Genomic DNA, 25,766 nt, shown 5'->3' on the forward strand with positions numbered 1-25,766 from the left:
GTTTCTAACGATGCTTCTTCGGCAACAACCGCTCCAAAATTGCCGCAACGATCGCCTTGCCTCCGGTTTGCATGCCGAGAAGCACCGCTAGAATGATGAAGGCGCCGACAAATGCGCCCTGCCAATTGGAATCGATGCCCGCCATCAACAAGGCATTGCGAATGACCTCGAGAAAAGCCGAACCGATGAAAGCCCCGAAGGCAGTACCCGCCCCACCCATCAGGTTCGCCCCGCCGATCACGGTCGCCGCGATGACGCGCAGCTCGTAGCCCTGTCCCATGGCGTTGATGGCCGAGCCGTTGTAACCGAGCAGCAGAAGCGAGGCTAACGACGCGGTGAATGCGGAAAAAACATAGGCTTGAAATTTGATCCAATCGACGGGAACACCGGTGAGCCGGGCAGCCTGCTCGTTGCCACCTATTGCAAAGAGATGGCGGCCCCAGGCTTTGGAGTTGAACACGTAGCCGACGATGAGGGCGAGTCCGACCATGACCCAGAAATGCGAGGACAATTCGGGCATCCACTGCGGCGCCCAACCGGCCGGCGCGCGCAAGGGCCATTTCGCCTGACCGATGGCTCTAACGATGGGCGCGTCCGGTCCGAACTGATAGAGCATCTGGTTGGCCGAAAACACCACCGCAAGCGACCGTGCGATTGACAGCATGCCAAGTGTCACGACGAAGGAAGGCATACCGACATAGGCCACGAAAAAGCCGTTGACCGCGCCGCAAGCAATCCCGGCAATCATCCCCATCGCGAAGGCGAGATACCAGGGATAGTGCCAGGTCAGGAACAGGCCCGCGACAATCGCCACCAGGCCCATCACGGACCCTACAGAGAGGTCAATGCCGCCGGTGATGATGACCACGGTCATCCCCATTGCCATGATTCCGATCGGCGCGAAGTTGCGCGTGACGTTGGCGGCATTTTCGACGGTGCCGAAGCTCGGTTCGTTGATGGCCATGATCACGACCAGCGCGATAAGCGCGATCGTCACCCAGAATGGCTGGCTCGCGAAGACACGCGCAGCGAAAGTCTGCTCCTTGTTCTCCGCAACATCTGAAATTGCGGCATGACCTGGGTCGGCCGCCTTGACGAGATCATGCTGCACGGATCGCTCCCGTAATCAGGCCGGTGATTTCCTCCGGCGAGGTCGATGTGGTTGCCTTGTCGGCCACTTTGGTACCGCGCCGCATGACAATGATGCGGTCGCTCACCGCGAACACGTCCGGCATACGATGGCTGATGAGAATAACCGCCACCCCCTGGTGCTTCAGACGGCGGATGAGCTCGAGCACCTCGGCGACCTGGCGCACCGAGATGGCGGCGGTCGGCTCGTCCATCAGGACAAGCTTCGCGTTGGAAAGCCGGGTGCGGGCGATGGCCACCGCCTGGCGCTGGCCGCCCGACATTTTCCTGACCAGATCGCGCGGCCGCGTTTCGGATTTCAGCTCGTCGAACAATTTCGCCGAGCGGTCGATCATCGCCTGCTTGTTGAGTACCCGAAAGGGCCAGAACCCCTTGTTTAGCTCGCGGCCCAGGAACACGTTCTGCGCGGCCGTGAGATTGTCCGCAAGCGCGAGATCCTGGTAGACGACCTCGATGCCCTTGGCGCGCGCCTGGATGGGCTTATGGAAATGGCAGACCTCGCCGTCGACAAGAACTTCGCCATCGGTTGGTGGAAAATTCCCGGCAATCAGCTTGACCAGAGTGGACTTGCCGGCACCATTGTCGCCCATCAACCCCACGACCTCGCCGGGCTCGACCGACCAGCTGATGTCGTTGACCGCGTGAATAGCGCCAAAACTCTTCGATACGTTACGAACTTCAAGCAGAGCCACTGCAGCACCTCCCCTGTCATGCAGCTCTTCCGGCTGCTTCAAGTTCGACTACCTTATCATAGCCGGGGTTGCGCCCGGCATTCCAGCGGCAATGGTCGCCGGTCTACTCGATCGCTTGCCACGTCCGCGATTTGGATGATCGAACCGCGGTATCGATGATCTTCTGAATTTCCCAAGCTTCGCGAAAATCCGGCCCGCGCCTCTCTCCACCAGCAATCGCTTCCAGGAATTCCGCAACCTCGATCGTCTTGAGATCGTTGAAGCCAAGTTGGTGACCCGGCGCGACGCAGAACAGCCCATAGGGATGATGCTGGGGCCCTGCCTCGATGCGCGTATAACCGCTGTGGCGTGGGTCGCCGCCGGTACGGTAATGCAGTAGCTCATTGAGGCGTTCTTGCGTATAGACAAGAGACCCCTTTGCGCCGGTCAATTCAAACCCGAGCTGCATTTTTCGTCCTGTCGCCACCCAGTTTGCTTCAATCGTTCCGCGGCATCGCCGCTCAAATCTCACGGCGAGGCGCGCAATATCATCGACTTCGACGGCGCGGCGTTCCGATGAACCGGCGCGAACGGGGCGGCTTTTGACGACGGTTTCCAAATCAGCGTCGACGTGGCTGATGGGGCCGAGAAGAAAACGGGCCATTCCGATAATATGGCTGCCGATATCGGCGATCGCACCCGCTCCACCGCTGGCATCCAGGCGCCAGTTGTAGGGAGCTTCCGGATCCGCCATGTAATCTTCGGCGTGAATGCCGCGAAAGCCGGTGATTTCTCCGAGTTCTCCGGCCGCAACCATGGAGCGGGCAAGTTTCAGGATCGGATTTTTGATGTAGTTATAACCAACTTGCGTCACGACGCCGGCTGCTTCAGCGGCCTCCATCATATCCTTTGCCGCATCGGCATTTGGCGCGATCGGCTTCTCGCAATGGACGTGCTTGCCCGCCGCTATGGCCGCGAGCGCCATTTCGCGGTGAACGGCATTTGGCGCCGTGATCGAGACGACCTCGATATCCTGGTCGTCTACGAGCGCCCGCCAATCGGTTCGCCAGCGGCGAAAACCGAATTGTTTGGCGGCCTGCTCTGCGGCTTCTCCATTGATATCTGCAACCGACTGCAGAACCGGACGCAGACTGTCCGGAAAAATGCCGGCAACGGCCCGATAGGCAAAGCTATGGGCCTTGCCCATGAAGCCGGTGCCAATGACGCCTACGCCAATATCCCGCATGTCGTCCCGATCCCATTCTGATCAAACTTTGACGGCTCGGCCCGTCAGGGCGGACTCAAGAGCGCAGTCGGCCAAACGAAGCGCCTGGCGCCCGTCATGCGGGGTCGTAGGCAGTGGCGAACCGCTTTCGAGCGCATCGGCAAATTGATCGAATTCCGCCTTGTAGGCCTCGGCATATCGCTCCAGAAAGAAATTCAGGAGCGGGTCGCGCGCTTCTGTCCCGGCCTTACTCCAACGCCGGACCGTGGTCGGCCGCAGATTCTCGTTCAGCAGCATTCCAGTCGATCCAAAGATTTCCATCCGTTGATCATAGCCATAGACCGCTTCGCGGCAGCAGTTGATATGACATTGCCGACCCGAAGCCGTGCGCATCTGAACCATGAGCGTGTCGAAATCGTCGAACTCAGCCAATCCCGGATCGACAAGTCGGCTCGCCGTCGCCATGACCTCGATCGGCTCTTCGCCGAGCAGCCAGCGCGCCATGTCGAAATCGTGAATCACCATATCGCGAAAGATTCCGCCGGAGTGACGTACGTACTCGCGCGGCGGCATTCCCGGGTCCCGGCTGCTGATGATGACCTGCCGCACATCGCCGATTTCACCGTCATCGATCGATCTGCGGAGCTGTCGGGCGCTTGGATCGAAGCGGCGGTTGAATGCCACCATGACGCGGCCGTTGAGCCGCTCGACCTCAAGGACAGCAGCGTCCACTTTGGTGATGTCGAGGTCGATCGGCTTCTCGCAAAGTACGGCCTTTCCGTTCCGCACTGCATGCAGCATCAAGCTGACATGAGTATCCGTCGGCGTGCCGATGATGACGGCATCGACATCGCCTCGCTCGATCGCCGCGCCGGGATCAAGCGAGGCCTCGCAACCGAGGCGATCCGCCAACTCCTTAGCTGCAGTGCCGTATGGATCGGCAACTGTCACAAGCTTTGCCTTGGGGTTTCCCGCCACGTTGGCCGCATGGATTTTCCCAATTCGCCCAGCGCCAAGAACCGCAACTCGCAACATGTAGGAAACTCCGTCCTATCCTGGGGTTGAGCGACTTCCTTCGCCAAACCCGCATTGATGCGCTGACGCAAAGGACACTGGTGTGACGCGGGTAACCTCGTCCTGCACAACGTTCCGCTGCTATTGAAGCTCAGGAGCCGACACGTTGGCGCAAGGTCGGGACGCGATGAATCTATCTGTCAGGCCTACCTCCCGTGATCGCAACCGCCTATGCGGGTCTACTGTTCTTACAGCGAGCAAATCCGCTCTTGCGACTTCAGCGACGTTTCCTCATTTCGAATTCTGTTGTCGGCGCATTCCATACGCCCTAAACAATTATCGTTGCTTAATTCTACTTTTGCAACAATAATTTCACGATCGGCAAATGAACTTTTTTGACACTGATGAACCACGCGGATTCCGAGATACGCCAAAGAAATGATTTTCAGGCGGGTGATGGAAATCGCAGGCAAGGAATGAGAATGCCAACCAAGCGCAGCGGACCAGCAGCAACAATCCCGAAAAATTATGAGGGGATCGTCAATCTGATCACTCGCGAATACCCAAACTTATCGACCGGATTTCAGCAGATCGCGAGATTCCTGACGCAGAATCCGAATGTGGTGGCACTCGAGTCGATCAATGCTGTCGCCGCCAAATGCCGGACTCATCCATCGAGCCTCGTCCGCTTCGCGCAGAGCCTCGGCTACTCCGGCTTCAAACAGCTGCAATCTGTTTTTCAAACCAGACTTGCCACTGCCGCCCCCGGATTTCGGGAGCGCATCAGCGCTCTCGAAAGTGAACTTTCACGAAATAAGGACCACGGCAGTCTCGGCTATTTGCGGGATCTGGTCGTGCGCGACATGGCGGCACTTCAAGATCTTCTCGAAGTCATATCGGAAAAAACCCTCGCCGACACCGCCAAGCTGCTCGTGCAGGCGGAAACGATTTACATTGCCGGACAACTCCGATCCGAACCTATTGCATCGTTGCTCAGGTATCTTCTGACGATGCTGCGCCGCCGTGTCGTCCTTCTCGATCCTGCCGGTGGCCTGGCGCAGGAAATGGCGACGACCATGACCGACCGCGACGTCCTGATCGCAATCGCATTTCGACATTATGCAAAAGAAGTCGTCGTCATATCCGAGGTGGCCGTAGCCAACGGAACTTACATCATAGCCATTACCGACAGCCAATTGTCGCCCCTCGCAAAAGACGCCCGGACACTCTTCACGATTCCAGAGGACGAATATCTGTTCTCCAGGTCGCTCGCGGCACCGATGTGCTTGGTCCAGTGTATTGCGATGGCAACTGCCGCCCTGCTTCAGCCAGGCCGGGACTCGACGCCACGAATTCCGACGGTGACCGAGATGGCGCGCAATCGAACTGTCGCGCAAACACGGCAGCAAAGGCATTCTTCCAGGCGATGATATTGAGCGCTCCGGCGTTTTAGCAATTTATCTTGCTAAAAGCACGAAATGACAATAAATCTTCCCGAAACCGAATATGCACCATCGAAGGTGATCGAGAATTTCGGGAGGAACGCGCATGTCGACGGTTCGCTGCACCATGGCGCAGGCCCTGGTTCGCTATCTGTGCAATCAGTTTACGATCATTGATGGCAGAAAGGAGATGCTTTTTCCCGGCGTCTTTGCCATTTTTGGCCATGGCAATGTCACCTGCCTGTCGGAAGCCTTGGAAGCCGTAAAAGATACTCTGCCGACCTGGCGCGGTCAGAATGAGCAATCGATGGCGCTTGCCGCCATAGGCTTCGCCAAGGCCAAACGCCGCCGCCAGGTCATGGTCGCCACCTCCTCGATCGGTCCCGGCGCACTGAACATGGTAACTGCCGCCGGAGTTGCCCATTCCAACCGCCTGCCGGTCTTGCTGCTGTCCGGTGATACATTCGTCAATCGCCGCCCCGATCCGGTCATGCAACAGGTCGAGCACTTCGGTGACCCTTCGATCAATGTCAATGACGCCTTTCGTGCCGTGACGCGCTATTGGGATCGCATTACCCACCCGGAACAGATCATCTCGTCGCTGCCGCAGGCTGTCGCTGTCCTGCTCGATCCGGCGGATTGCGGCCCGGCCTTCATCGCGCTGCCGCAGGACGTGCAGGAAATGGCCTGGGACTATCCGGAAGCCTTTTTCAGACCAACCGTCCATGCCATTGCACGTCCGCGCGCCGACAAGGATCGTCTGGCTCAGGCGCTCGAAATTCTCAAGAGCGCCAAACGACCGCTGATCATTTCAGGCGGAGGCGTGCGCTATTCCGGCGCCGAAGAAGTTCTCGGCGCTTTTGCAACGGAGCACGGCATTCCGGTTGCCGAAACCATCGCGGGCAAAGGTGCGTTCACGCACCATCACCCAGCTCATATCGGTCCGATCGGCATCGTTGGCTCGACCTCGGCCAATGCTCTCGCAGCTGAAGCCGATATCATTCTGGCTATCGGCACCCGCTTGATGGATTTTACCACGGGATCATGGACTTGCTTCGCGCCGGACGCGAAATTCGTCTCGATCAACGCGGCGCGCTTCGACGCAACCAAGCATCAAGCCCTCGCGGTGATCGGCGACGCACGCGAGACCGTTGCTGAACTGGCAGCTTCCCTCAAAGGGTGGAAGTCCGACGTGACATGGACCAATCACGGCAAATCCGAGTTTGCGAAATGGAACGCTGCGCTCGATTCCTATCAGAGACCCACGAACGAACCCATTCCAACCTATGCGCAGGTGGTTGGCATCGTCAGTTCGCATGCCGGCGAGCGCGACTATCTCATAGCTGCCGCCGGCGGCCTGCCCGGCGAAGTGATGAAGAACTGGCGCGTCAAAAGCCCCAATACTTTCGACTGCGAATTCGGCTTCTCCTGCATGGGCTATGAAATCGCGGCTGGATGGGGGGCGGCCATGGCGGACCCTACCCGCGTCCCGATCGTCATGGTGGGTGACGGTACCTACATGATGATGAACTCGGATATCTATTCAACCGTTCTCACCGGCCACAAGATCATCGTGATCGTTTGCGACAATGGCGGCTATGCCGTGATCAATCGCCTGCAGAACGGCAAGGGCGGCGCAAGCTTCAACAACCTGATCAAGGATTGCCGCGTCAAGCAACCGTTCGCCGTGGACTTTGCCAGGCACGCCGAATCCATGGGAGCGCTCGCGCGAAAGGTCGAAAGCCTCGCCGATCTCGGTGCTGCCATGGATTGGGCCTTGAGCACCGATCGTACCACGGTATTGACCATCGTCTCCGACGCTCTCACCTGGACGCCCGGCGATGCCTGGTGGGATGTCGGCGTGCCGCAAGTCAGCGCCCGCGAGAGCGTTCTCGAGGCCTCGAAAGGCCAACTCGACGGCCGCAAAAAACAGCGTGTCGGCGTTTAGCGCCGTTTGCGCAAGTGACAAGCGGTTAAACTCCCGGAGACTCCTATGAAGGCGAAATTGGGTATCGCTCCGATCGCGTGGTGGAATGACGACCTGGAGGAGCTGAGCGATGATGTTTCGCTCGAAGAATGTCTGCGTCAGGCGAGCGAGGCCGGTTTCACCGGCATGGAGACGGGCCGCCGTTTTCCGATGGACGCGAACGTGCTTGGCCCCGTCCTGAAAGCCCACAGAATGAAGGTATGCGGCGGCTGGTTCTCCGGTCTGTTGCTCGATGGCGATTTGGAACAGGAAAAGCAACGCGTCACCGAGCAAATGGCGTTGTTCAAGGCTGTCAACGCCCCCTGCATCGTTTACGGCGAATGCGCACGTACTGTTCAGGGCGATCGTTCGAGGCCTCTGGCAACGAAGCCCAAGCTCTCGGAGGACGAAATCAAGGTCTATGCCCACAAGATGACGAAGTTTGGCGAATGGTGCGCCGAGCAGGGCATGCCGCTATCCTATCACCACCATATGGCCGCCGTGATCGAGACCGAGCCGGAACTCGACATGTTCATGAGACATTCCGGCGAAGGCATCCCGCTGCTGTTTGATGCAGGCCACATGGCTTTTGCTGGCGGCGACGTCATGCGCGTCATCGACAAGCACCACAAGCGCATCACGCATGTTCACACCAAGGATGTGCGCATGGATGTGATCGGCAAGCTTGACCGCACCAGAGAGAGTTTTCTCGACGCGGTCGTCAAGGGCGCCTTCACGGTGCCTGGCGACGGCTCGCTCGACTTCGCCTCCATCGTCGGACGACTGGCCTCCTATGGCTATGAGGGCTGGTTCGTCGTCGAGGCCGAGCAGGATCCGAAGATCAATCCACCGCTCGCAATGGCAAAAAAAGGACACGCGGAGCTGGTGCGCGTAATGGCCTTGGCTGGCTATGAGGTCGTTCGATGAATCGCTTGGGTCGTAGGGTGCGCATGATCGCCGCGTGAGGCGAGGACGCAGCGCGGCAATTGTCCGGGCACACGACTGCGAACGGATCGGATGCGTCCGAAGGCGTTGGGCCGGGAAAGCCTAAAGGAGCAAGGAAATGGGTGTTGGCGTGGGTGTCATTGGAACGGGCGTGATGGGTTCGGAACATGCGCGCCTCGTCAGTCGCGAGATTCCCGGCGCGCATCTGGCGGGGGTCTTCGACGCCGATGCCGCCCGCGCGCAAGCGGCCGCGGCGGGCGCCGCTGTCTTTCCCGACCCTCGATCTCTGATCGCCTCAGACCGCATTGGAGCGGTGATCATCGCATCGCCGGACGGGACGCATGCGGAGATGACCTTGGCCTGCCTGGAAGCGGGCAAGCCCGTCCTGTGCGAAAAGCCGCTGGCCTTCTCCGCGGCGGAAGCCCTGCGCGTGGTTCAGACTGAAGTCGCATTGAAGCGCAGGCTGATCCAGGTCGGCTATATGCGGCGGTTTGATCCCGGCTATCAGGAGATGAAGCGGATAAAGGACGAAGGCGCTGTGGGCGCAACCGTCTTGCTGCACAACGTCCACCGAAACGTCAGCGCGCCGGAGTGGTTTACCGGACCGATGGCGGTGACGAATTCATTCGTGCACGAGATCGACATCAGCCGATGGCTGACCGGATCGGAAATGGTCTCGGCTCATGTCGCCAGCGGGCCCGGCGGCGAACCGCTGATGATCACGATGCGGACCGACCGCGACGAGATCGTGTCGACCGAGGTCAATATCAACGCCGCCTACGGCTATCATGTCCATGCCGAACTGGTGGGTCGGGAAGGAACGATCGCGCTGGCTCTGCCCTCGCTCACGATGCGCAACAAGGACCGCATTGGCGGAGTCTCCTATCCCGGCAATTGGATTCCGCGCTTTGGCGACGCCTATCGCAGGCAATTGACCGACTGGATTGGCGCGGTGACGACAGAAATTCCGGTCGGGGCAAGCGCCTGGGACGGCTACATGGCCTCGGCCATCGCCGAGCAGATCGCAGCAGGTCTAACCGAGAACCATGCGACGACGTTGAAATACCCGTCACGTCCCTCGTTGTACGACTGAACCCATACGCCAAACCACAGGCGAGACGTTTCATCCCCTTTCAGGCGTTCCATCGGCGACATCAGGGAGAGAATTGATGATCAATTATGCCGTCGTCGGCGCCGGCTGGATTTCGCAGCAAGCGTTCCTGCCCGGCGTGGTTCAGTCCGGAAATTCGCGGGTTACGGCCATCGTGACCGGCGACCACGCCAAGGCAGCGCGCCTCGCGGACTTTTACGGCATTGGCACGGTTGTCGGCTATGACGGCTACGACGCCCTGATCGCCAGCCCCGGGATCGACGCGGTCTACATCGCCCTGCCGAACCACATGCATGCCGATTACGCCATTCGGGCCGCACGCGCCGGCAAGCACGTCATGGTCGAGAAGCCGCTCGCCGTGAGCGAGGACGAAGCGCTCGCCATGATCGCCGCGGCGCGCAGCGCCAACGTGTTTCTGATGACCGCGTACCGGCTGCACCACGAACCGGGAACCGTCGCCGTTCTCGAACACATCCGCGCCAACGCCATCGGCCGACCGCTGTTCTTTCAGTCGGTGTTCAGCTTCCAGACGTCTCTGGGGAATCATCGGTTGCAAGCGACGGCCTGGGGTGGCCCGCTTCAGGACGTCGGCGTCTATTGCATCAACGCCGCCCGTCACATCTTTGCGGAAGAGCCGATCGAAGCCATAGCGACGGCGCACCGGCCGGTCGACGACCCGCGCTTTGGCGAGGTGGACGCCTCGGTGGCTGCAACGCTGCGATTTCCCTCGGGCGGCCTCGCACAATTCGTCGCCAGCTTCGCGGCAGCGGCGGTCGACAATTATCGGGTCGTGGGAACGACGGGCGACCTGGAGCTCGATCCTGGCTTCAGATTCGAAACTGCGACACGGCTGCGGCTGCGCAGTGACGGAAAGATCGCCGAGACCCGGTTTCCGCAAATCGATCATTTTGGCGCGCAGGTCGCGTATTTCTCGGACTGCATCAGATCGGGAACGCCGCCTGAAGCGGATGGCGACGAGGGCTTGGCGGACATGCGCGCACTGCTCGCCATTCAACGGGCCGCTTCAACCGGGGTACCGCAAGCGATTTCGGCTCAACCGCGCTCTCGCCACCCGACCCCCGACATGGTGCGGCTTACTCCCGTAACTGATCGTCGCCTCGTTGTCTGATTGCTACGGCCGGTTACCAAATCGAAGGACATCGTCATGAGCGGACTGACTGGAAAAATTGCGGTCATTACCGGTGGCACGCAGGGACTCGGCGCAGCCATCGCGAGGTTGTTTGCCGATCGTGGCGCATCCGGCATCGTGACTTGCGGCCGCTCGGCGGCAAAAGGCCAGACGAAAGCCAGAGAAATTCAGGACGCAACCGGCACGAGGGTGGTGTTTGTCGCCGCCGATTTGGGCAAGGTCGAAGATTGCCGGACCGTCATAGCAAAGGCCGACGCAGAATTCGGCCGCGTCGACGTACTGGTGAATGCCGCTGGAGTAACAGATCGCGGCACGATCCTCGATACGTCGCCTGAATTGTTCGACAGGATCTTCAATGTCAACGTTCGCGGCCCATTTTTCCTGATGCAGGAAACGATCAAGATCATGCGCCGTGAAAAGATCGCGGGCAACATCGTGAATATTGGTTCGATGTCGGCCAAAGCCGGCCAACCGTTCATCGCCGCCTATTGCTCGTCAAAAGGCGCCCTGGCAACACTTACGGAGAATACGGCCTATGCCGTCATGCGTAATCGGATCCGCGTCAACGGGCTGAATATCGGATGGATGGCCACCGAAGGCGAAGACCGGACTCAAATCGAGCATCATGGTGCAAGCTCGGATTGGCTCAAACAGGCGTCGGCCGCTCAACCATTTGGCCGTCTCATTGACCCCCATGAGGTTGCGCGTGCCGTTGCCTTTCTGTCGACGGATGAGTCAGGTCTGATGACGGGGTCCATGGTGAACTACGACCAGTCGATCTGGGGTGCATACGGCTCCTCACCACAGCCCGAGTCTGCGCTGTAGATTGATCGCCGCACTCCTTTCCACCAAGCGGGTGACCGGATCCACCGTGCTCATCCCGTGTGAAAATGGGGAGCAGCCAGCAACGCCGGGTCCTGCAAGCAGCCGGTCGGATAAAATGCCTGGTGGATCGGGCCAGAGGCGTCTCCGGGCAACCTGGCGGCTGCCGCGAATTGATCCATCATGGCTGCAAGGCGACCAATATGCCCCGCATCCCCGCTCGAAGGGCCATTCGGGCCAGCCGATGAAGACTGCGCTGCACCCGACGTTGGCGCCGGAGGATCGGTCACTTGCATGGTCTGCGCCACCGACGTCGCGGTTTCGCCCGTAGTTGTGTTGCTCGCCGTTACCGTGAACGTAGCGACCGGGTGGTCGGTGCCCGTATAGCTCGACGACAGCGTCAGCCCGGTGAGTGGATTGCCTGTCGTGGAGGAGCCCTCGGTAATGGACCAGGTATAGGTTCCGTTGGATTGAAGGCTGCTCGTCACAGTGTTTCCGGCTGGGGCTGTGATCGACTCGTAACTGGGCAAGCCGCTGATCGTCAGCGACAGTTTGTCGTCGGAGTCGACGGGCGTCGCGGTGATGCCCAACGCCACGGATCCTCCGGCCTGCACGGTCAGCGAGGTGTTGCTGATGGTCAGTGCCGGGACCTCGGGCCCCGCGTCCTGATCCACTGCGGCCAGCGCGGCCCCACCGGCAGCTGTCCCAAACACTTGAATGGGCGGCGCTGTCGCGGCGTTGTTGGGAGCGGTCAAGCCCAATGAATCAGTGATCGTGCTCAGAACATTGTAGTGATTGTAGGCGGCGCCGTAGTTTCCCGCGACCACGTTGGCGCCATACAAGAGAGTTGGAACCTGATTGGAAGCAGCCTCGGAAGTCGAATCGTCATTTTCGTCCCAGGTCACGATCAGCAGCGAATTGTTGTTGACCGCCCACTGAGCATAGCCGCCCAGGTTTTGCTGAAGCCATGTATCACCCTGGGCGATCGTCCCGTCGTGCATGTCGTTACTCACGCTGGGAATGACGAACGAGACGGTCGGCAGGCTCGAATAATTGCCGTTGGCAAAAAGCGCCGGGAAGCTGGTGAAATCCGTTTGAACCGTGCGCCCCTCCGGGAATGAAACCCAGGGGTCATGGTTGAAGTCACTGCCGATCCCGCCCTCGTCCACATAGCCCGTGAACGAGAGACCCGCGTTGTGCAAGACCGTGTAAAGTGTTGGGTCCGGGAGGCTGTAGGAGTTGTCGTCGGTTGTACCGAATGTCGAGCCGGCATAGAGGGCGAAATAGTCCGGCTGGCTTGGATGAGCCTCCGACGTCATGTTGGTTAGCGATGCGCCGCCGGCCATGAGGCTGTTGATGTAAGGTGCTTGGCTATTGCCGGCGATCTGGTCATAGTTGTGGTTTTCTTCAACGACGACCACGATATGGCTGTACTTCGGTACGCCAGTGGTGGTCGTGGTCGGGTTGACCTGCAGGGTGCCGGTGGGATTGTAGTTGGCGGCGCCAGACAAGTTGGCGGCGTTGCCGGGTCTGTCGTTGATCGCCCCGCCGTTGAGGTTCAACGACGAGGTGGCGAGATCGGACGTGGTCTGGCCTGCAGCGACCGTGTAGCTGAAGGTGAGCGCGGTGCTGCCGGAGCCACCAGTGTAGCTCGCCGTGCCGCCATCGTTGAGGGTGAGCGTCGGCGTGCCGCCGGTGGTGCTGACTGTGACGGCCTCACTGAGATTGACGGTCAAGGTGACGACTTGGCCGGTGTTCACACTGCCGGTGCCGTTGGTGATGCCGGTGCCGGTCGCGACGATCGAGGCGATTGTCGGCGCCGTCGTGTCGATCTGCAGGATTCCGACCGGGTTGGAGTTGGTGGCGCCCGCCAGATTGGCGACGTTGCCGTTGCCGTCGACGATGGTTCCGCCGTTGAGGGTGAGCGATGAGACGATGAGATCGGCGGTGTTCTGGCCTGCCGCGACCGTGTAGCTGAAGGTGAGCGCAGTGCTCCCCGACCCGCCGGCGTAGGTTGCCGTGCCGCCATCGTTGAGAGTGAGCCTCGGGGCGCCTCCGGCGGTATTCACCGTCACGGCCGCACTGAAGTTGACCGTCAGCGTGACCACCTTGCCGGCATTGAGATCGCCGACGCCGTTGGTGATGCCAGTGCCGGAGGTCGCGATCGAGGCAATCGTCGCGGGCGGCCTGTTGACCTGCAGGATGCCGGTCGGATTGTAATTGGTGGCGCCCGCCAGATTGAGAACATTGCCGGCTCCGTCGTTGGCGACCGCGCCGTTGAGGTTGAACGCCGAGATGGCGAGATCGGCTGTGGTCTGCCCCGCCGCGGCCGTGTAGCTAAAGGTGAGCGCGGTGCTGCCCGAGCCGCCGGTATAGCTCGCCGTGCCGCCATCGTTGAGGGCGAGCGTCGGCGTGCCGCCGGTGGTGTTGACCGTCACCGCCTCGCTCAGATTGGCCGTCAAGGTGACGACCGCTCCAGTATTCACATTGCCGGTGCCGTTGGTGATACCGGTGCCGGTCGCAACGATCGAGGCAATCGTCGGCGCCGTCGTGTCGATCTGTAACGTGCCGGCCGGATTGTAGTTGGTGGCCGCCGTCAGATTGGCAGCAATGCCGTTGCCACCGGTGATCGTCGCGCCGTTGAGGGTGAGCGATGAGACGATGAGATCGGCGGTATTCTGGGCTGCCGCAACCGTGTAGCTGAAGGTGAGCGCCGTGCTCCCCGAGCCGCCGGTGTAGCTTGCCGTGCCGCCGTCGTTGAGGGTGAGCCTCGGGGTGCCCCCCGTGGTATTGACCGTCACGGCCGCGCTGAAGTTCACGGTCAGCGTGACCGCCTTTCCCGCGTTGAGATCGCCGGCGCCGCTGGTGATGCCGGTGCCCGAGGCCGCGATCGAGGCAACCGTCGGTGCCGTCGGGTTGACCTGCAGGATGCCGGCGGGATTGTAGTTGGTGGCGCCCGACAGATTGGCGGCGTTGCCGGCGCCGTCGTTGACGACGGCGCCGTTGAGGTTGAGCGCCGAGATGGCGAGATCGGACGTGGTCTGGCCCGCCGCCACTGTGTAGCTGAAGGTGAGTGCGGTGCTGCCCGAGCCACCGGTATAGCTCGCCGTGCCACCATCATTGAGGGTCAGCGTCGGTGCGCCACCGGTGGCGTTGACCGTCACGGCCTCGCTGAGATTGACGGTCAAGGTAACGACCGCGCCGGTATTCACATTGCCGCTGCCGTTGGTGATTCCGGTGCCGGTCGCAACGATCGAGGCAATCGTAGGCGCGGTCGTGTCGATCTGAAGGGTGCCGGTCGGATTGTAGTTGGTGGCGCCTGACAGGTTAGCGGCGTGGCTGCCGCCATCGGTGATGCTCGCGCCGTTAAGGTTGAACGACGAGATGACGAGATCGGCGGTGTTCTGGCCTGCCGCCACCGTGTAGCTGAAGGTGAGCGCAGTGCCGCCCGAACCGCCGGTATAGCTCGCCGTGCCGCCATCGTTGAGGGTCAGCGTCGGTGCGCCGCCGGTGGTGTTGACCGTCACGGCCGCACTGAAGTTGACCGTCAGCGTAACCAGCTTGCCGGCATTGAGATCGCCGCCGCCGCTGGTGATGCCGCTGCCCGAGGACGCGATCGAGGCAACCGTCGGCGCCGTTGCCGCGGAACCCTGGACGGCGATCTGAGCGACCACAGTCTGCCACCAGCCGTTGGCCACGTATTCGTTCGATATCCAGAATCCGTTTGCGTTGTTCGGATCGGCTATTGCGGTCGAATAGGTCCCCCAACGCTGGTCGTTCAGACTTCCGGTATCAAGAAACGTGGTGCTCGCCTGGTAAAGCGTCGGGCCGCTGAAAGCGGAAGCGCCGGCGCCGAGCACCATGTAGTAGTCGGAAGGATACATGTTCGGCCCCGAGGCCGAGAAATTGATGAGCACGTCGCCGTTCTTGTCGACCGCAATCGAAGGATCGAACACGGCGACACCCGTGCCGATGGACGCGCCGGAAATGACGTTCCCGATGACAAATTGCGGATTCGTGGGATCGGTGACATCGAGCTTGAACCACTCGATTTGAGCGAGCCCCCCTGCGGTCGGCATGGCTTCGCTCACGCCGTAAACGTAATTGTGTCCTCCCGAGGAAGTGTAGGCAAGGCTTTGGATGCGCCCGTCGTTAATGCCGATCCTCTTGGTCGTGCCCAACTGCGCGGCGGTGTAGTCGCTTCCGCCCCCTCCCACATCGGCGTCGCCGAGGAAGATCGTTTGGGTCCCGCTGAAGCCATGCGTCGGATCGTACGTTTGATATGCGAGCGCGGTTTCCCTCGCGGTCGAATGGGCGCTCAAATAGTAGGTCACCCCGTTGTCGCCGGCGACGTTGCGCATGATGCCAGCGGTCCCAGGTACGCTACTGCTGGCGTCAGGCGTGATCGCGCCGTTTCCAGCGGCTATTACCCTGCTTTCGTTGACGACGAATTCGCCATTGTTGTAGCCGCCTCCCGCGTCTAGAAATTCGGGCGTGGAGATATAGATTTTGCCGTTGCTGACCGACAGATAGGGCATGTCCGATTGGGTCGTGGTGCCGTTGGACGTGTCGATCGAAGCCAAATACCAGCCGTCGCTCGGATTGCTATCGACCGACACGGCGACGTCGATATTGGTGGCGAAGTTCCCGCCTCCTGGTTGAAAATTATCCACAGTGACCACATAGCGGCCGGTCGAACTGTCATAGACGGCGCGCGCATCGAGGAGGCTGTTGTCAAGCGTGCCGCCAAGCGACGAGAACAAGCTATACAATGATCCGTTGGATACAATTGGATTGCCGCTAAGGTCGGTTATCTCGTAGTGCGTGGTCTCCGCGGTGAAAATGTAATTCGGCCCTACCGCTAACGCATTTTGGGGCGGATTGTTGGTCCGGTCGGACAATCCGGAAAATGAGCGAGTGACCGAGGCGGACGCCCTCGCCGGCGTCGACGAATAGAAGTTGAGCGCCGGCACGCCGGCGCTGGCGCCGATCGGCGCAGCCCCGTAAAGGCTTTCGATCGTGGCAAGCAGGGAATAGGGGTCAGCCGGCGAGTCGTTGACGGCCCCTGCCGGAACGCCTCCGCCGACGACGATTGCCGCAACGTGATTGGGGTAGGTCACCGCCGGATTGGTGTTGTTTTCGTCGAAGGTGACGATCAGCAGCGAATTGTTGGCCTGCGCCCAGGCCGCGTAGGCAGAGAGATTGGCCTGGACCCAGGCGTCGCCCGCCGGAATCCCGCCGCCGTTGTCGCTTGTCGGCGTCATGTTGTCGGCGTCGTTGGGCGAAGCATAGGAAACCGTCGGAAGGTTGGCGAAGCCGGCCGCGGTCTGAGGGAAAGCGCTGAAATCGTGACCATCGTTGGCCGAATTGGCGAAGTGGATCCACGGTTGGCGTTCGGGATCCGCCGTGGTTTCGGCGTAACCGCCGAACGTGTAACCGCTAGCGGCGAGCGTGCTCGCCAGCGTCGGTACGCTGGCCGGAAGTTGGGGAAAGGTGCCGTTGTTGGTGACGCCCTGCGTCGAGCCGGAAAACAGGGCAATGTAGTTGGGCTGGCTCGGATGGGTCACACCGTAGTAATTGGTGAGGAGCATCCCCTGAGCGATCAGCGAGTTCAGGTAAGGCGCCTGGGAACTACCTACGATGTCGGAGTAGTTCTCGTTCTCCAGGGAAAGGACGACGATGTGGCTAGGTCTGGTGGTGGTGGCCGGGTTGACCTGCAGGGTGCCGGCGGGATTGTAGTTGGTCGCGCCGGCCAAGTTGGCGCCGTTGCCGGCGCCGTCGCTGATGACCGCGCCGTTGAGGTTGAGCGACGAGATGGCGAGATCAGACGTGGTCTGGCCCGCCGCCACCGTGTAGCTGAAGGTGAGCGCTGCGCTGCCTGAGCCGCCGGTATAGCTCGCCGTGCCACCATCATTGAGGGTCAGCGTCGGTGCGCCACCGGTGGTGTTGACCGTCACCGCCTCGCTGAGATTGACGGTCAATGCGACGACCTGGCCGGTGCTCACATTGCCGCTGCCATTGGTGATGCCGGTGCCGGAAGCGACGATCGAGGCAATCGTAGGCGCGGTCGTGTCGATCTGCAGGGTGCCGGTCGGATTATAGTTGGTGGCACCTGACAGGTTAGCGGCGTTGCTGCCGCCATCTGTGATGCTCGAGCCGTTAAGGTTGAACGACGAGATGACGAGATCGGCGGTGTTCTGGCCTGCCGCCACCGTGTAGCTGAAGGTGAGCGCAGTGCCGCCCGAGCCACCGGTGTAGCTCGCCGTGCCGCCATCGTTGAGGGTCAGCGTCGGGGTTCCGCCCGCGGTGTTGACCGTCACGGCCGCACTGAAGTTCACGGTCAACGTGACCGCCTTTCCCGCGTTGAGATCGCCGGCGCCGCTGGTGATGCCGGTGCCCGAGGCCGCGATCGAGGCAACCGTCGGTGCCGTCGGGTTGACCTGCAGGATGCCGGCGGGATTGTAGTTGGCGGCGCCCGACAGATTGGCGGCGTTGCCGGCGCCGTCGTTGACGACGGCGCCGTTGAGGTTGAGCGCCGAGATGGCGAGATCGGACGTGGTCTGGCCCGCCGCCACCGTGTAGCTGAAGGTGAGTGCGGTGCTGCCCGAGCCACCGGTATAGCTCGCCGTGCCACCATCATTGAGGGTCAGCGTCGGTGCGCCACCGGTGGCGTTGACCGTCACGGCCTCGCTGAGATTGACGGTCAAGGTAACGACCGCGCCGGTATTCACATTGCCGCTGCCGTTGGTGATTCCGGTGCCGGTCGCAACGATCGAGGCAATCGTAGGCGCGGTCGTGTCGATCTGAAGGGTGCCGGTCGGATTGTAGTTGGTGGCGCCTGACAGGTTAGCGGCGTGGCTGCCGCCATCGGTGATGCTCGCGCCGTTAAGGTTGAACGACGAGATGACGAGATCGGCGGTGTTCTGGCCTGCCGCCACCGTGTAGCTGAAGGTGAGCGCAGTGCCGCCCGAACCGCCGGTATAGCTCGCCGTGCCGCCATCGTTGAGGGTCAGCGTCGGTGCGCCGCCGGTGGTGTTGACCGTCACGGCCGCACTGAAGTTGACCGTCAGCGTAACCAGCTTGCCGGCATTGAGATCGCCGCCGCCGCTGGTGATGCCGGTCCCGGAAGCGGCAATCGAGGCAATCGTTGGGCCGGTTGCCGCGGAGTTCTGGATGGCGATCCGGGCGACCGACGTCTGCCACCAGCCGCTGGCGACGTATTCATTCGATATCCAGAACGAACTCGGATTGTTGGGGTCGACGGTGGCTGATGAATTGGAGCCCCATGGCTGCACGCTGCTTCCATCGCCCGAGTTGAAAAAACTGGTACTCGCCTGATACAGGACCGGCGCGCTGAAAGAACCGGCGGGATCGCTGCCGCCCTGGAAGACGTAGTAGTCCGCCGGATACATGTTCGGACCACTGGCGGTGAAATTGATGACGACATCGCCCGATGCGTCCACCGCGATGGACGGATTGAAGGTTGCCACACCGGTTCCGATTGCGGCACCGGAGATGTCGCCCTGTGCCACGAGGGACGGAGCACTCGGATTGCTGACGTCGATCTTGAACCAATGGACCAGCGGCACGCTCGAGCCGCTCGGCTTCATCTCGGCCACTCCATAGAGGAAGCCGTTGGCATAGACCATGTTGGCAATGCGGTTATCGCCGGCATCGAGCAGGAGGCTCGTCCCCTGCTGCTGGGCGGTGTAGCTGCCGCCCTGGTCGATATTGCCAAGGGCGATCGTGCTGGTGGCGCTGAAACTATTGGTGTTCTTGTCGTAGGTCTGCAGGCCAACGACGACCTGGCCTCCGCTGGAGAAGGCGCTCGCGTAGTAGGTCTTGCCATTGTTGCCGGCTGCAACGGCAAAGATGTCCTGCGTCGACGGCATGACTTCGCTTGTGGTCACGCTCAACGTGCCGCCGCCATAGATGCCACCGCCCGCACCGGCCGTATCGCCGATCACCCAGTTTTCCGTGCCGGCGTAACCGGACACGTTGATGTTGTACTGTGCTGCCGAGATGTAGACGTTCGAACCGTCGACCGCCAATGTCGGGCGGTCAGAGTCAGTCGACTGACCGTTGATCGTGACAGTCGTATTGAGCTGCGAGAAGGTCCAGCCATCGTTCGGATTTGAGTCCTTGGAGACGGCAATATCCATGGCGGTGGTGGTGCCGTCCGGCGCCAGGTACTCCATCATCGCGACAAAGCGCTGATTGACGCTGTCGTAGACGACGCGCTGATCGAAAAGGCCGCCGGTCGGCGACAGCGATGAGAAGAAGCTGTAGACCGACTGCTGGGTCGGCGACCCGCCGGTCAGGTTCGTCCATTCGATCAGCGATCCCTCGATCATCACAACGAAGTTCGACCCGACGGCAAGTCCGTTGTGCGGCGGATAGGTGCTGGTGGTCGATGGCCCGGAAAACGATGTCTGGATGGTCGAGGAATAGGTCACCTTAATGCTCCCTCTGTCCGAGTCTGCACATCATTTTTGAACATTCACGTTGCCGCGTAACATTCGGCCGGGCCGCGGCGAAATTCGGTGAAGTTCGCAAGTCAACGTTTGGCGGAGCTTTGCAATCCAGGTTTTCCTCCCGGATGCGCCAATGCGCATGCCGGCCCCACAGATAGATGATCTCTGTCCGCCTTCGGAGCTAACGCTGTCTCTGGCGGGTCGCTTGATATTGGACGACGTGTAAGCTGGAATTTGTAGCAGGACGACGGACTATTCTGTCGACCCAAAGGGAGTACTCCCCCCATCGGATCCGAGTGTTGCCCGCACTTTCGTTGCGTTACCGGCGACGCCGGGCGACCGCGAGACACTGTGCCGCAAGGGACATTTGCTTCTACTCGACCGTCACCGATTTGGCGAGATTGCGCGGCTGGTCCACATCGGTGCCCATGATCACGGCCGTATGATAGGCGAGCAACTGGATGGGAACGGCGTAGACGATCGGCGCGAAGGTCGGCACCATGTCCGGCAGCAGTACCGTGGCTTCGGGCTCCATGGCCGCCTCCGCCGCTCCCCTGGCATCCGTCATCAGAATGATCCTGCCCCCGCGCGCGGCGACCTCTTGCATGTTCGACATGGTCTTTTCGAACAGACTGTCGAAGGGCGCGATGACCACAACAGGCATGTTCTCATCGATCAGGGCAATCGGGCCATGTTTGAGTTCGCCTGCGGCATAGCCTTCGGCGTGGATGTAGGAGATCTCTTTCAGCTTCAGCGCACCTTCGAGCGCCAGCGGATAGCTGGTGCCGCGGCCAAGATAAAGCACGTCCCGCGTTTTCGCGATGGTGCGAGCCAGCTTCTCGATCTGCGGCTCGCTGGCGAGGGCTGCCGCCATCAAACGCGGCACTTCGATCAACGCTCTGACCAGCCTCTTCTCCTCGCCCGCGGAGATCTCGCCGCGCGCTGCTCCCGCAGCGACCGCGAGGGCGGCGAGCGCCATCAGTTGACACGTGAAGGCCTTGGTGGAGGCGACGCCGATTTCCGGACCAGCCAACGTCGGCAGCACTATGTCGCTCTCACGCGCAATGGTGGAAGTCGGCACATTCACGACGGAGACGGTGTGCGCCCCTTTTTCCTTGGCATGGCGAAGTGCCGCCAGCGTGTCGGCGGTCTCGCCCGATTGCGAGATGAAGATCGCGAGGTCGCCTCTGCGGAGTGGCGCTTCGCGATAGCGGAATTCGGAGGCAATATCGACATCAACCGGGATATGTGCCAGCTGTTCGATCCAGTACTTCGCGATCGCGCCGGCATAGCTTGCGGTGCCGCAGGCCGTAATCGTCGCGCGCCTCACGTCGCTGAAGTGGAACGGCAGCTTGATCGGCAACACCGCCCGCTCGGCTCTCATATCGACATAATGGGCGAGCGTGCGGCCGACCACGTCCGGCTGCTCGCAAATCTCCTTGGCCATGAAATGGCGATAGTTGGCTTTGTCGGCGACGAACGATGCCCCGCCCGAATTCAGCACCTCGCGGGCAACGACCGCGCCATTCGCGTCCCGGATCACTCCTTTCTCACGCGACAGCTCAACCCAGTCACCGTCCTCGAGATAGCTGATGCTGTCGGCGAAGGGAGCGAGTGCAATCGCATCTGAACCGAGATAGGTCTCGCCTTTGCCATACCCCACCGCCAGAGGCGAACCCCTGCGTGCTCCGATCAGAAGATCGCGATATCCCTTGAAAAGGAACACTAAGGCAAAGGCGCCACGCAGCTGCGGCAACGACGCCCACACGGCTTCCTGAGGCGAATAGCCCATCAGCAGATAGGAATGAACGAGATGTACGACGACTTCCGTATCGGTATCGCTCGTGAAGGTTGCGCCCTTCTCTTCCAGCGCCTGGCGCAGTTTTCTGAAGTTCTCGATGATGCCATTGTGCACTACGGCGACGCGCTCGGTCGCATGTGGATGGGCATTGTGCTCGGTCGGCTTGCCGTGCGTGGCCCAGCGCGTGTGACCAATTCCGGCATCACCGCTCAGTGGGTCGGCAAGCAGCCGCGCCTCCAGGTTCTTGAGCTTGCCTTCGGCCCGGCGGCGTTCGAGACGACCGTCATCGAGAGTTGCCAGGCCCGTTGAGTCATACCCCCGATATTCGAGCCGCCTGAGTGAATCGATCAATCGCCCCGATACCGCGGTTCGTCCTAGAATACCGATAATTCCGCACATTTGTCAGATCCCTCGCCCCGCCGACAATCAGAAATGCACGCGCACGATGATCATCGTCGCCCAATACACGGTTCGCGCAAATTGAGGCGGTCGAATCGGGAGAATTGCAGCAACAAACGCGGGGTACTCCGCTCGAGCGAGCGAATGCGGCAAGCGCCCTCCTCTGTTCGAGGAGGCGCTCGCGCGGCGCAGATCAATGTTGTGAATGCGATTACGGCGGGTGGATCCGCGATCCCGGACCCAGACCGTGCTGCCAGGCGCCTCACGCGAGCCGGTTCAATGATTGCTGCCCGAGAGTCGGCGCGAACGCCTGCAAGTGAATCAGCAGGGCAAGCCCTCCGCCGTCGCTATACCTTCGATGCGAAGAGATCGCGGCCCCGGCGGGGGGCTGATTTGCAGGGAAGCCGGGGCCGCCGAACACGCCGAATTGGGCAATTGCGGCGCAACGTGAGCTTAGAGCGCAAGAAGCAAGAATCCATGTCAATCACGAGAATCCGGTTCGACGTTGAGGTACTCAACAATGATCATGGACGTGGAATGGCAGCTCGTCGTAGGTCCACTCGGGGACGCTACTGCGACGTCCGCTTGGTTTTGTCCCGGGGATGCACTCGTTTTCCGGAAGCGCCAATGCCCCGCTATTTTTTCCACGTTCACGACGGCGGCGACTCAGTACCAGACGACCTCGGCTTGGATCTCCCCGACATCGACGCCGCGCGGACGGCGGCCATTGAGTTGAGCCGCGAAATCCTGCGAAGTGACGTCGTCGGACCATTTCAGGACTATCCGTCTTGGCGGATCGAGGTGAGCGACAGCCCTGAACTGACCAGTCTGCCACTGTTTGTCCTCCATTTTTCGGTCGAGCAATAGCCTGCAGCAAGCACCTGCTGATAGAACCCCGCTGGCGTCGGATTAATCCCGGTCGAACGTCAGTTGGCCCCGGCAGACCATCGCTCGCGCACGGGACTGGAAGCAAGAACAGCTTTCAGAGCTCTCCGCTCATTCATTCCGTCGACTTGGCCGGAGTGCCCCGATCAATCCGCGAAATGGCCAAGGCCGCGAGCGCTGTCCGGTTGCTGATCTCCAGCTTCTGGAAGATGTGGTGAAGATGGACTTTGATTGTGCCGTCGGCAATGTTCAAGCGGCGTCCAATTTGCTTGTTTGATAGTCCTTCCGAAACCAAGCGCATGATCTGACGCTCTCGGTCCGTCAGCACAGCCAGCGCACTCTCTGAATTCACCTCCTGCCCCGCCGGCATAACCTGATCAATTGAGGATTGCGGCACGATTCTTTCGCCGCTTGCGATTTGCCGTAAAGATTGCACCAGCGCTTCGGGTAAGGTCTCCTTCAGGATCACGCTGCAGCCATCGAACGCGTCCGGCGAGATCAGCCCGTAGACTTCTGAGGGGATGAAAAACACCAGGCGGATCGGGCGATCGGCTGGATTGAGGGCAGAGGAGCCCAGTGCGATCAGCTCGGACATCGTTGAATCGAGAATCGCGATATCGGGCGCAAGGCTGTCGATCGCCTGCACGCAGCTAGCAGCATCACCACAAGATGCAACGATTTCGAAGTCATCTTCCGAGCCGAGCACGCTGGTCAAACCTCGCAAGACCACCGGATGCCGGTCTGCAATCACTATTCTTGTGCAATTCATTGGGCTTCTCAATCAGTCGCCCCCGCTTCTCAATCAGTCGCCCCCCCCCCGCTTCTCAATCAGTCGCCCCCGATGTCAACGTTCACCCACCTCTCATTGTTTCACGTCTCTGCCGGCCATACGGCCCCGCGCGATATCTTACCGCAGAACTACGATCATTGTCCCGGGGCGCCTCGCCCGTAGAACCCCGGTGCGGATCGCCACATTGCGTTCTCGCGACGAGAAATTCCCGTAACGACGCCCCAGAAACTCATATTTCCTACTTCTGGCAGCTTCATCAATACACCTCTCCCGGCGATTGCGTCGGTCGGCGATATTTCAGTCCGACCCGCGGCTCTAGGGATGCACGCAATGTGCGGAAACATTTTGATGTTGGCTCATCTGCAGATTGCGTGAATCGCGCTCCGCGACGCCAGTGGATTCCGCAAGTGCACCTATAACGAACGGTATATATGGAAATCGAAAATCCGGATTTAACGTTCATAAAACCTTAACAAACAAATTAAGGGCCAAGAACCTGCCAAATAACGGCAAAGGCTGGAAGCACACAGCCGGGGTAGCACGAAAGAGTAGCCGCCGAACAAAACCGATCAACTGAGCGACCTGTAAGGAGGCAGGCGGAATGATCGGCGGAGTTCACTTTGACTTCTAAATGTTTCGAAAATGTTTCGTTGCAGTCGTAGCGTAGGTGCTGGAGGGTACAATGCCGAGGCGTCAGTCTTATGAAACAATTCTTATTGGAAAGAACATTTTAGTCAGAGAGGGAATTTCACGGATCCTACATGCTGCAAATTTCAGGATCGTGCTCTCTGCTTCGAGCGCTGATGAGCTACCAAGCGAGCTCCAATCACATCAGCTGCTGTTTCTCATTATCCACAACGGCGATAGCTTCGATGTCGCCTTGGAGCAAATCCGTTTCGTCAGAGCTCGAAGCCCTGATGCTCGGATCGCAGTCGTATCGGATCATTATTGCCCAAGCGACCTTGTCTCGGCCCATCGGGCTGGTGCGAGCGGCTATTTCGTGAACGTCAATTCTTGCGATGCCTTCATCAAATCCATTGAGCTCGTGACGATGGGAGAGGCCGTCTTTCCTCCGGCATTCCTGTCGTTCGCGCTTGACGGCATTCTTGAGCGCGAAGCGGCACCGACCGAAGAGGTCGAGCATGGCATCGTGCTCACCGCGGGGGAGCCGGTTGCGCCACATCTTTCTCCACGTGAGAAGGCGATCTTGTCTTGCTTGATCGAGGGCAGTTCGAACAAATCCATCGCCCGAAAGATCGACATAGCCGAGGCGACCGTGAAAGTTCATGTTAAGGCGATCCTGCGCAAGATCCGTGTCCAGAACCGAACCCAGGCTGCGATCTGGGGAATGAACAATGGGTCACTGGTGCACTCCGCAAATGGACACACCTTGCCCTCGATCATCCCTCAACCCGTAGGCTTCAGCGCGTTGCGATCCGATCGCCGAAATCACGCCAATCAAACTCCGGGCGTTACCAAACTCGACTAGCGGACCCTGGCCGCGTCTACCACCTCATCGCAACGGCATCTCGACATGCGATAAAGGACTAATCCCGCGGCACGGCAACCATCACGCGGTCTGCAATCTTCTCGACGCGCCACAGCAGCCACGCTGCTGTGGCGTTCGTCTGTCGTGCAGACCTCGACCGTCCCGGTCCACCCACAGCGCACTGATAGTGCTTTGATTTCCGCGTGCTTGAACGCGCCAACCAGCACGGCTACGTGGCCATCGCCTTTCGCGCTCACGCCTCTGCGCGCGGCATTCGAAATCGATCACGGTCGCACTGAATGCACCTGATCGTGTCCGCATACCCAAATCGTCTCATGCAAATGCACGAAGACGCGTCAGCTGAATTGCGCTTACGTTCTTTACACGCTCCTGCCCGATCAGCACGCTGAGATCGGACTTATGCGGGCGAAAG

15 protein-coding genes are annotated in these 25,766 nt (G+C 60.4%); 8 read left to right on the plus strand and 7 right to left on the minus strand.

Annotated elements, in window-relative coordinates; all coding sequences use genetic code 11:
- Positions 1-4: 4 nt before the first annotated feature.
- From ABIC09_RS13865 to iolG, 4 genes are all read right to left on the minus strand, one after another.
- On the minus strand, positions 5-964 hold the full coding sequence (locus tag ABIC09_RS13865) for an ABC transporter permease (protein ID WP_347340217.1): 960 nt from the start codon (positions 962-964) through the stop codon (positions 5-7).
- Between the two features lie 136 nt (positions 965-1,100).
- Positions 1,101-1,841, minus strand: coding sequence for an ATP-binding cassette domain-containing protein (locus ABIC09_RS13870; RefSeq protein ID WP_354032190.1), 741 nt, complete (start codon positions 1,839-1,841; stop codon positions 1,101-1,103).
- Positions 1,842-1,944: 103 nt separating this feature from the next.
- Positions 1,945-3,066 (minus strand): Gfo/Idh/MocA family protein, encoded by a 1,122-nt coding sequence (locus ABIC09_RS13875; protein ID WP_354109600.1) that lies wholly within the window; start codon positions 3,064-3,066, stop codon positions 1,945-1,947.
- A gap of 21 nt (positions 3,067-3,087) precedes the next feature.
- Positions 3,088-4,080: an inositol 2-dehydrogenase gene (gene iolG, locus ABIC09_RS13880; RefSeq protein ID WP_354109601.1), complete on the minus strand. Its 993-nt coding sequence runs from the start codon at positions 4,078-4,080 to the stop codon at positions 3,088-3,090.
- A 461-nt stretch (positions 4,081-4,541) separates the two neighbouring features.
- On the opposite strand from iolG, the gene ABIC09_RS13885 reads away from it, so the two are divergent.
- From ABIC09_RS13885 to ABIC09_RS13910, 6 genes are all read left to right on the plus strand, one after another.
- On the plus strand, positions 4,542-5,489 hold the full coding sequence (locus ABIC09_RS13885) for a MurR/RpiR family transcriptional regulator (protein WP_148749164.1): 948 nt from the start codon (positions 4,542-4,544) through the stop codon (positions 5,487-5,489).
- A gap of 118 nt (positions 5,490-5,607) precedes the next feature.
- Entirely contained in the window at positions 5,608-7,449 is a 1,842-nt protein-coding gene (gene iolD, locus ABIC09_RS13890; protein WP_354109602.1) for a 3D-(3,5/4)-trihydroxycyclohexane-1,2-dione acylhydrolase (decyclizing), read from the plus strand.
- A 45-nt stretch (positions 7,450-7,494) separates the two neighbouring features.
- Complete coding sequence (gene iolE, locus ABIC09_RS13895; RefSeq protein ID WP_354109603.1) at positions 7,495-8,394, plus strand: myo-inosose-2 dehydratase; 900 nt, start codon at positions 7,495-7,497, stop codon at positions 8,392-8,394.
- 136 nt (positions 8,395-8,530) lie between these two features.
- Positions 8,531-9,505, plus strand: a complete 975-nt coding sequence (locus ABIC09_RS13900; RefSeq protein WP_354109604.1) for a Gfo/Idh/MocA family oxidoreductase — start codon at positions 8,531-8,533, stop codon at positions 9,503-9,505.
- 76 nt (positions 9,506-9,581) lie between these two features.
- Complete coding sequence (locus ABIC09_RS13905; protein WP_354032103.1) at positions 9,582-10,652, plus strand: Gfo/Idh/MocA family protein; 1,071 nt, start codon at positions 9,582-9,584, stop codon at positions 10,650-10,652.
- Between the two features lie 36 nt (positions 10,653-10,688).
- On the plus strand, positions 10,689-11,498 hold the full coding sequence (locus ABIC09_RS13910) for an SDR family oxidoreductase (protein ID WP_354109605.1): 810 nt from the start codon (positions 10,689-10,691) through the stop codon (positions 11,496-11,498).
- 50 nt (positions 11,499-11,548) lie between these two features.
- Here the strand turns inward: ABIC09_RS13910 and ABIC09_RS13915 are convergent, their stop codons facing one another.
- Together ABIC09_RS13915 and glmS are read right to left on the minus strand one after the other, a co-directional pair.
- Positions 11,549-19,951 carry a beta strand repeat-containing protein gene (locus tag ABIC09_RS13915; RefSeq protein ID WP_354109606.1) on the minus strand — a complete coding sequence of 2,801 codons (8,403 nt, stop codon included), beginning with the start codon at positions 19,949-19,951 and terminating at the stop codon, positions 11,549-11,551.
- A 391-nt stretch (positions 19,952-20,342) separates the two neighbouring features.
- On the minus strand, positions 20,343-22,169 hold the full coding sequence (gene glmS / locus ABIC09_RS13920; RefSeq protein ID WP_354109607.1) for a glutamine--fructose-6-phosphate transaminase (isomerizing): 1,827 nt from the start codon (positions 22,167-22,169) through the stop codon (positions 20,343-20,345).
- A gap of 627 nt (positions 22,170-22,796) precedes the next feature.
- On the opposite strand from glmS, the gene ABIC09_RS13925 reads away from it, so the two are divergent.
- Positions 22,797-23,036 (plus strand): DUF6894 family protein, encoded by a 240-nt coding sequence (locus ABIC09_RS13925; protein ID WP_148749172.1) that lies wholly within the window; start codon positions 22,797-22,799, stop codon positions 23,034-23,036.
- Positions 23,037-23,169: 133 nt separating this feature from the next.
- Here ABIC09_RS13925 and ABIC09_RS13930 read toward each other — a convergent pair whose 3' ends face one another.
- On the minus strand, positions 23,170-23,823 hold the full coding sequence (locus tag ABIC09_RS13930) for a LuxR C-terminal-related transcriptional regulator (protein ID WP_354109608.1): 654 nt from the start codon (positions 23,821-23,823) through the stop codon (positions 23,170-23,172).
- Positions 23,824-24,526: 703 nt separating this feature from the next.
- On the opposite strand from ABIC09_RS13930, the gene ABIC09_RS13935 reads away from it, so the two are divergent.
- On the plus strand, positions 24,527-25,333 hold the full coding sequence (locus tag ABIC09_RS13935) for a LuxR C-terminal-related transcriptional regulator (protein WP_148749174.1): 807 nt from the start codon (positions 24,527-24,529) through the stop codon (positions 25,331-25,333).
- Positions 25,334-25,766: the final 433 nt, after the last annotated feature.

It is taken from the genome of Bradyrhizobium sp. S3.12.5 (assembly GCF_040548225.1).
Lineage (GTDB): Bacteria > Pseudomonadota > Alphaproteobacteria > Rhizobiales > Xanthobacteraceae > Bradyrhizobium > Bradyrhizobium cytisi.

What these genes read in the sequence shown, in the direction of transcription:
- iolE (WP_354109603.1), top strand. Translation starts at nt 7,495, where the DNA reads ATGAAGGCGAAATTGGGTATCGCTCCGATCGCGTGGTGGAATGACGAC.
- ABIC09_RS13905 (WP_354032103.1), top strand. Translation starts at nt 9,582, where the DNA reads ATGATCAATTATGCCGTCGTCGGCGCCGGCTGGATTTCGCAGCAAGCG.
- ABIC09_RS13885 (WP_148749164.1), top strand. Translation starts at nt 4,542, where the DNA reads ATGCCAACCAAGCGCAGCGGACCAGCAGCAACAATCCCGAAAAATTAT.
- ABIC09_RS13900 (WP_354109604.1), top strand. Translation starts at nt 8,531, where the DNA reads ATGGGTGTTGGCGTGGGTGTCATTGGAACGGGCGTGATGGGTTCGGAA.
- ABIC09_RS13935 (WP_148749174.1), top strand. Translation starts at nt 24,527, where the DNA reads ATGCCGAGGCGTCAGTCTTATGAAACAATTCTTATTGGAAAGAACATT.
- ABIC09_RS13875 (WP_354109600.1), bottom strand. Translation starts at nt 3,066, where the DNA reads ATGCGGGATATTGGCGTAGGCGTCATTGGCACCGGCTTCATGGGCAAG.
- iolG (WP_354109601.1), bottom strand. Translation starts at nt 4,080, where the DNA reads ATGTTGCGAGTTGCGGTTCTTGGCGCTGGGCGAATTGGGAAAATCCAT.
- ABIC09_RS13930 (WP_354109608.1), bottom strand. Translation starts at nt 23,823, where the DNA reads ATGAATTGCACAAGAATAGTGATTGCAGACCGGCATCCGGTGGTCTTG.
- ABIC09_RS13865 (WP_347340217.1), bottom strand. Translation starts at nt 964, where the DNA reads ATGGCCATCAACGAACCGAGCTTCGGCACCGTCGAAAATGCCGCCAAC.
- ABIC09_RS13910 (WP_354109605.1), top strand. Translation starts at nt 10,689, where the DNA reads ATGAGCGGACTGACTGGAAAAATTGCGGTCATTACCGGTGGCACGCAG.
- iolD (WP_354109602.1), top strand. Translation starts at nt 5,608, where the DNA reads ATGTCGACGGTTCGCTGCACCATGGCGCAGGCCCTGGTTCGCTATCTG.
- ABIC09_RS13925 (WP_148749172.1), top strand. Translation starts at nt 22,797, where the DNA reads ATGCCCCGCTATTTTTTCCACGTTCACGACGGCGGCGACTCAGTACCA.
- glmS (WP_354109607.1), bottom strand. Translation starts at nt 22,169, where the DNA reads ATGTGCGGAATTATCGGTATTCTAGGACGAACCGCGGTATCGGGGCGA.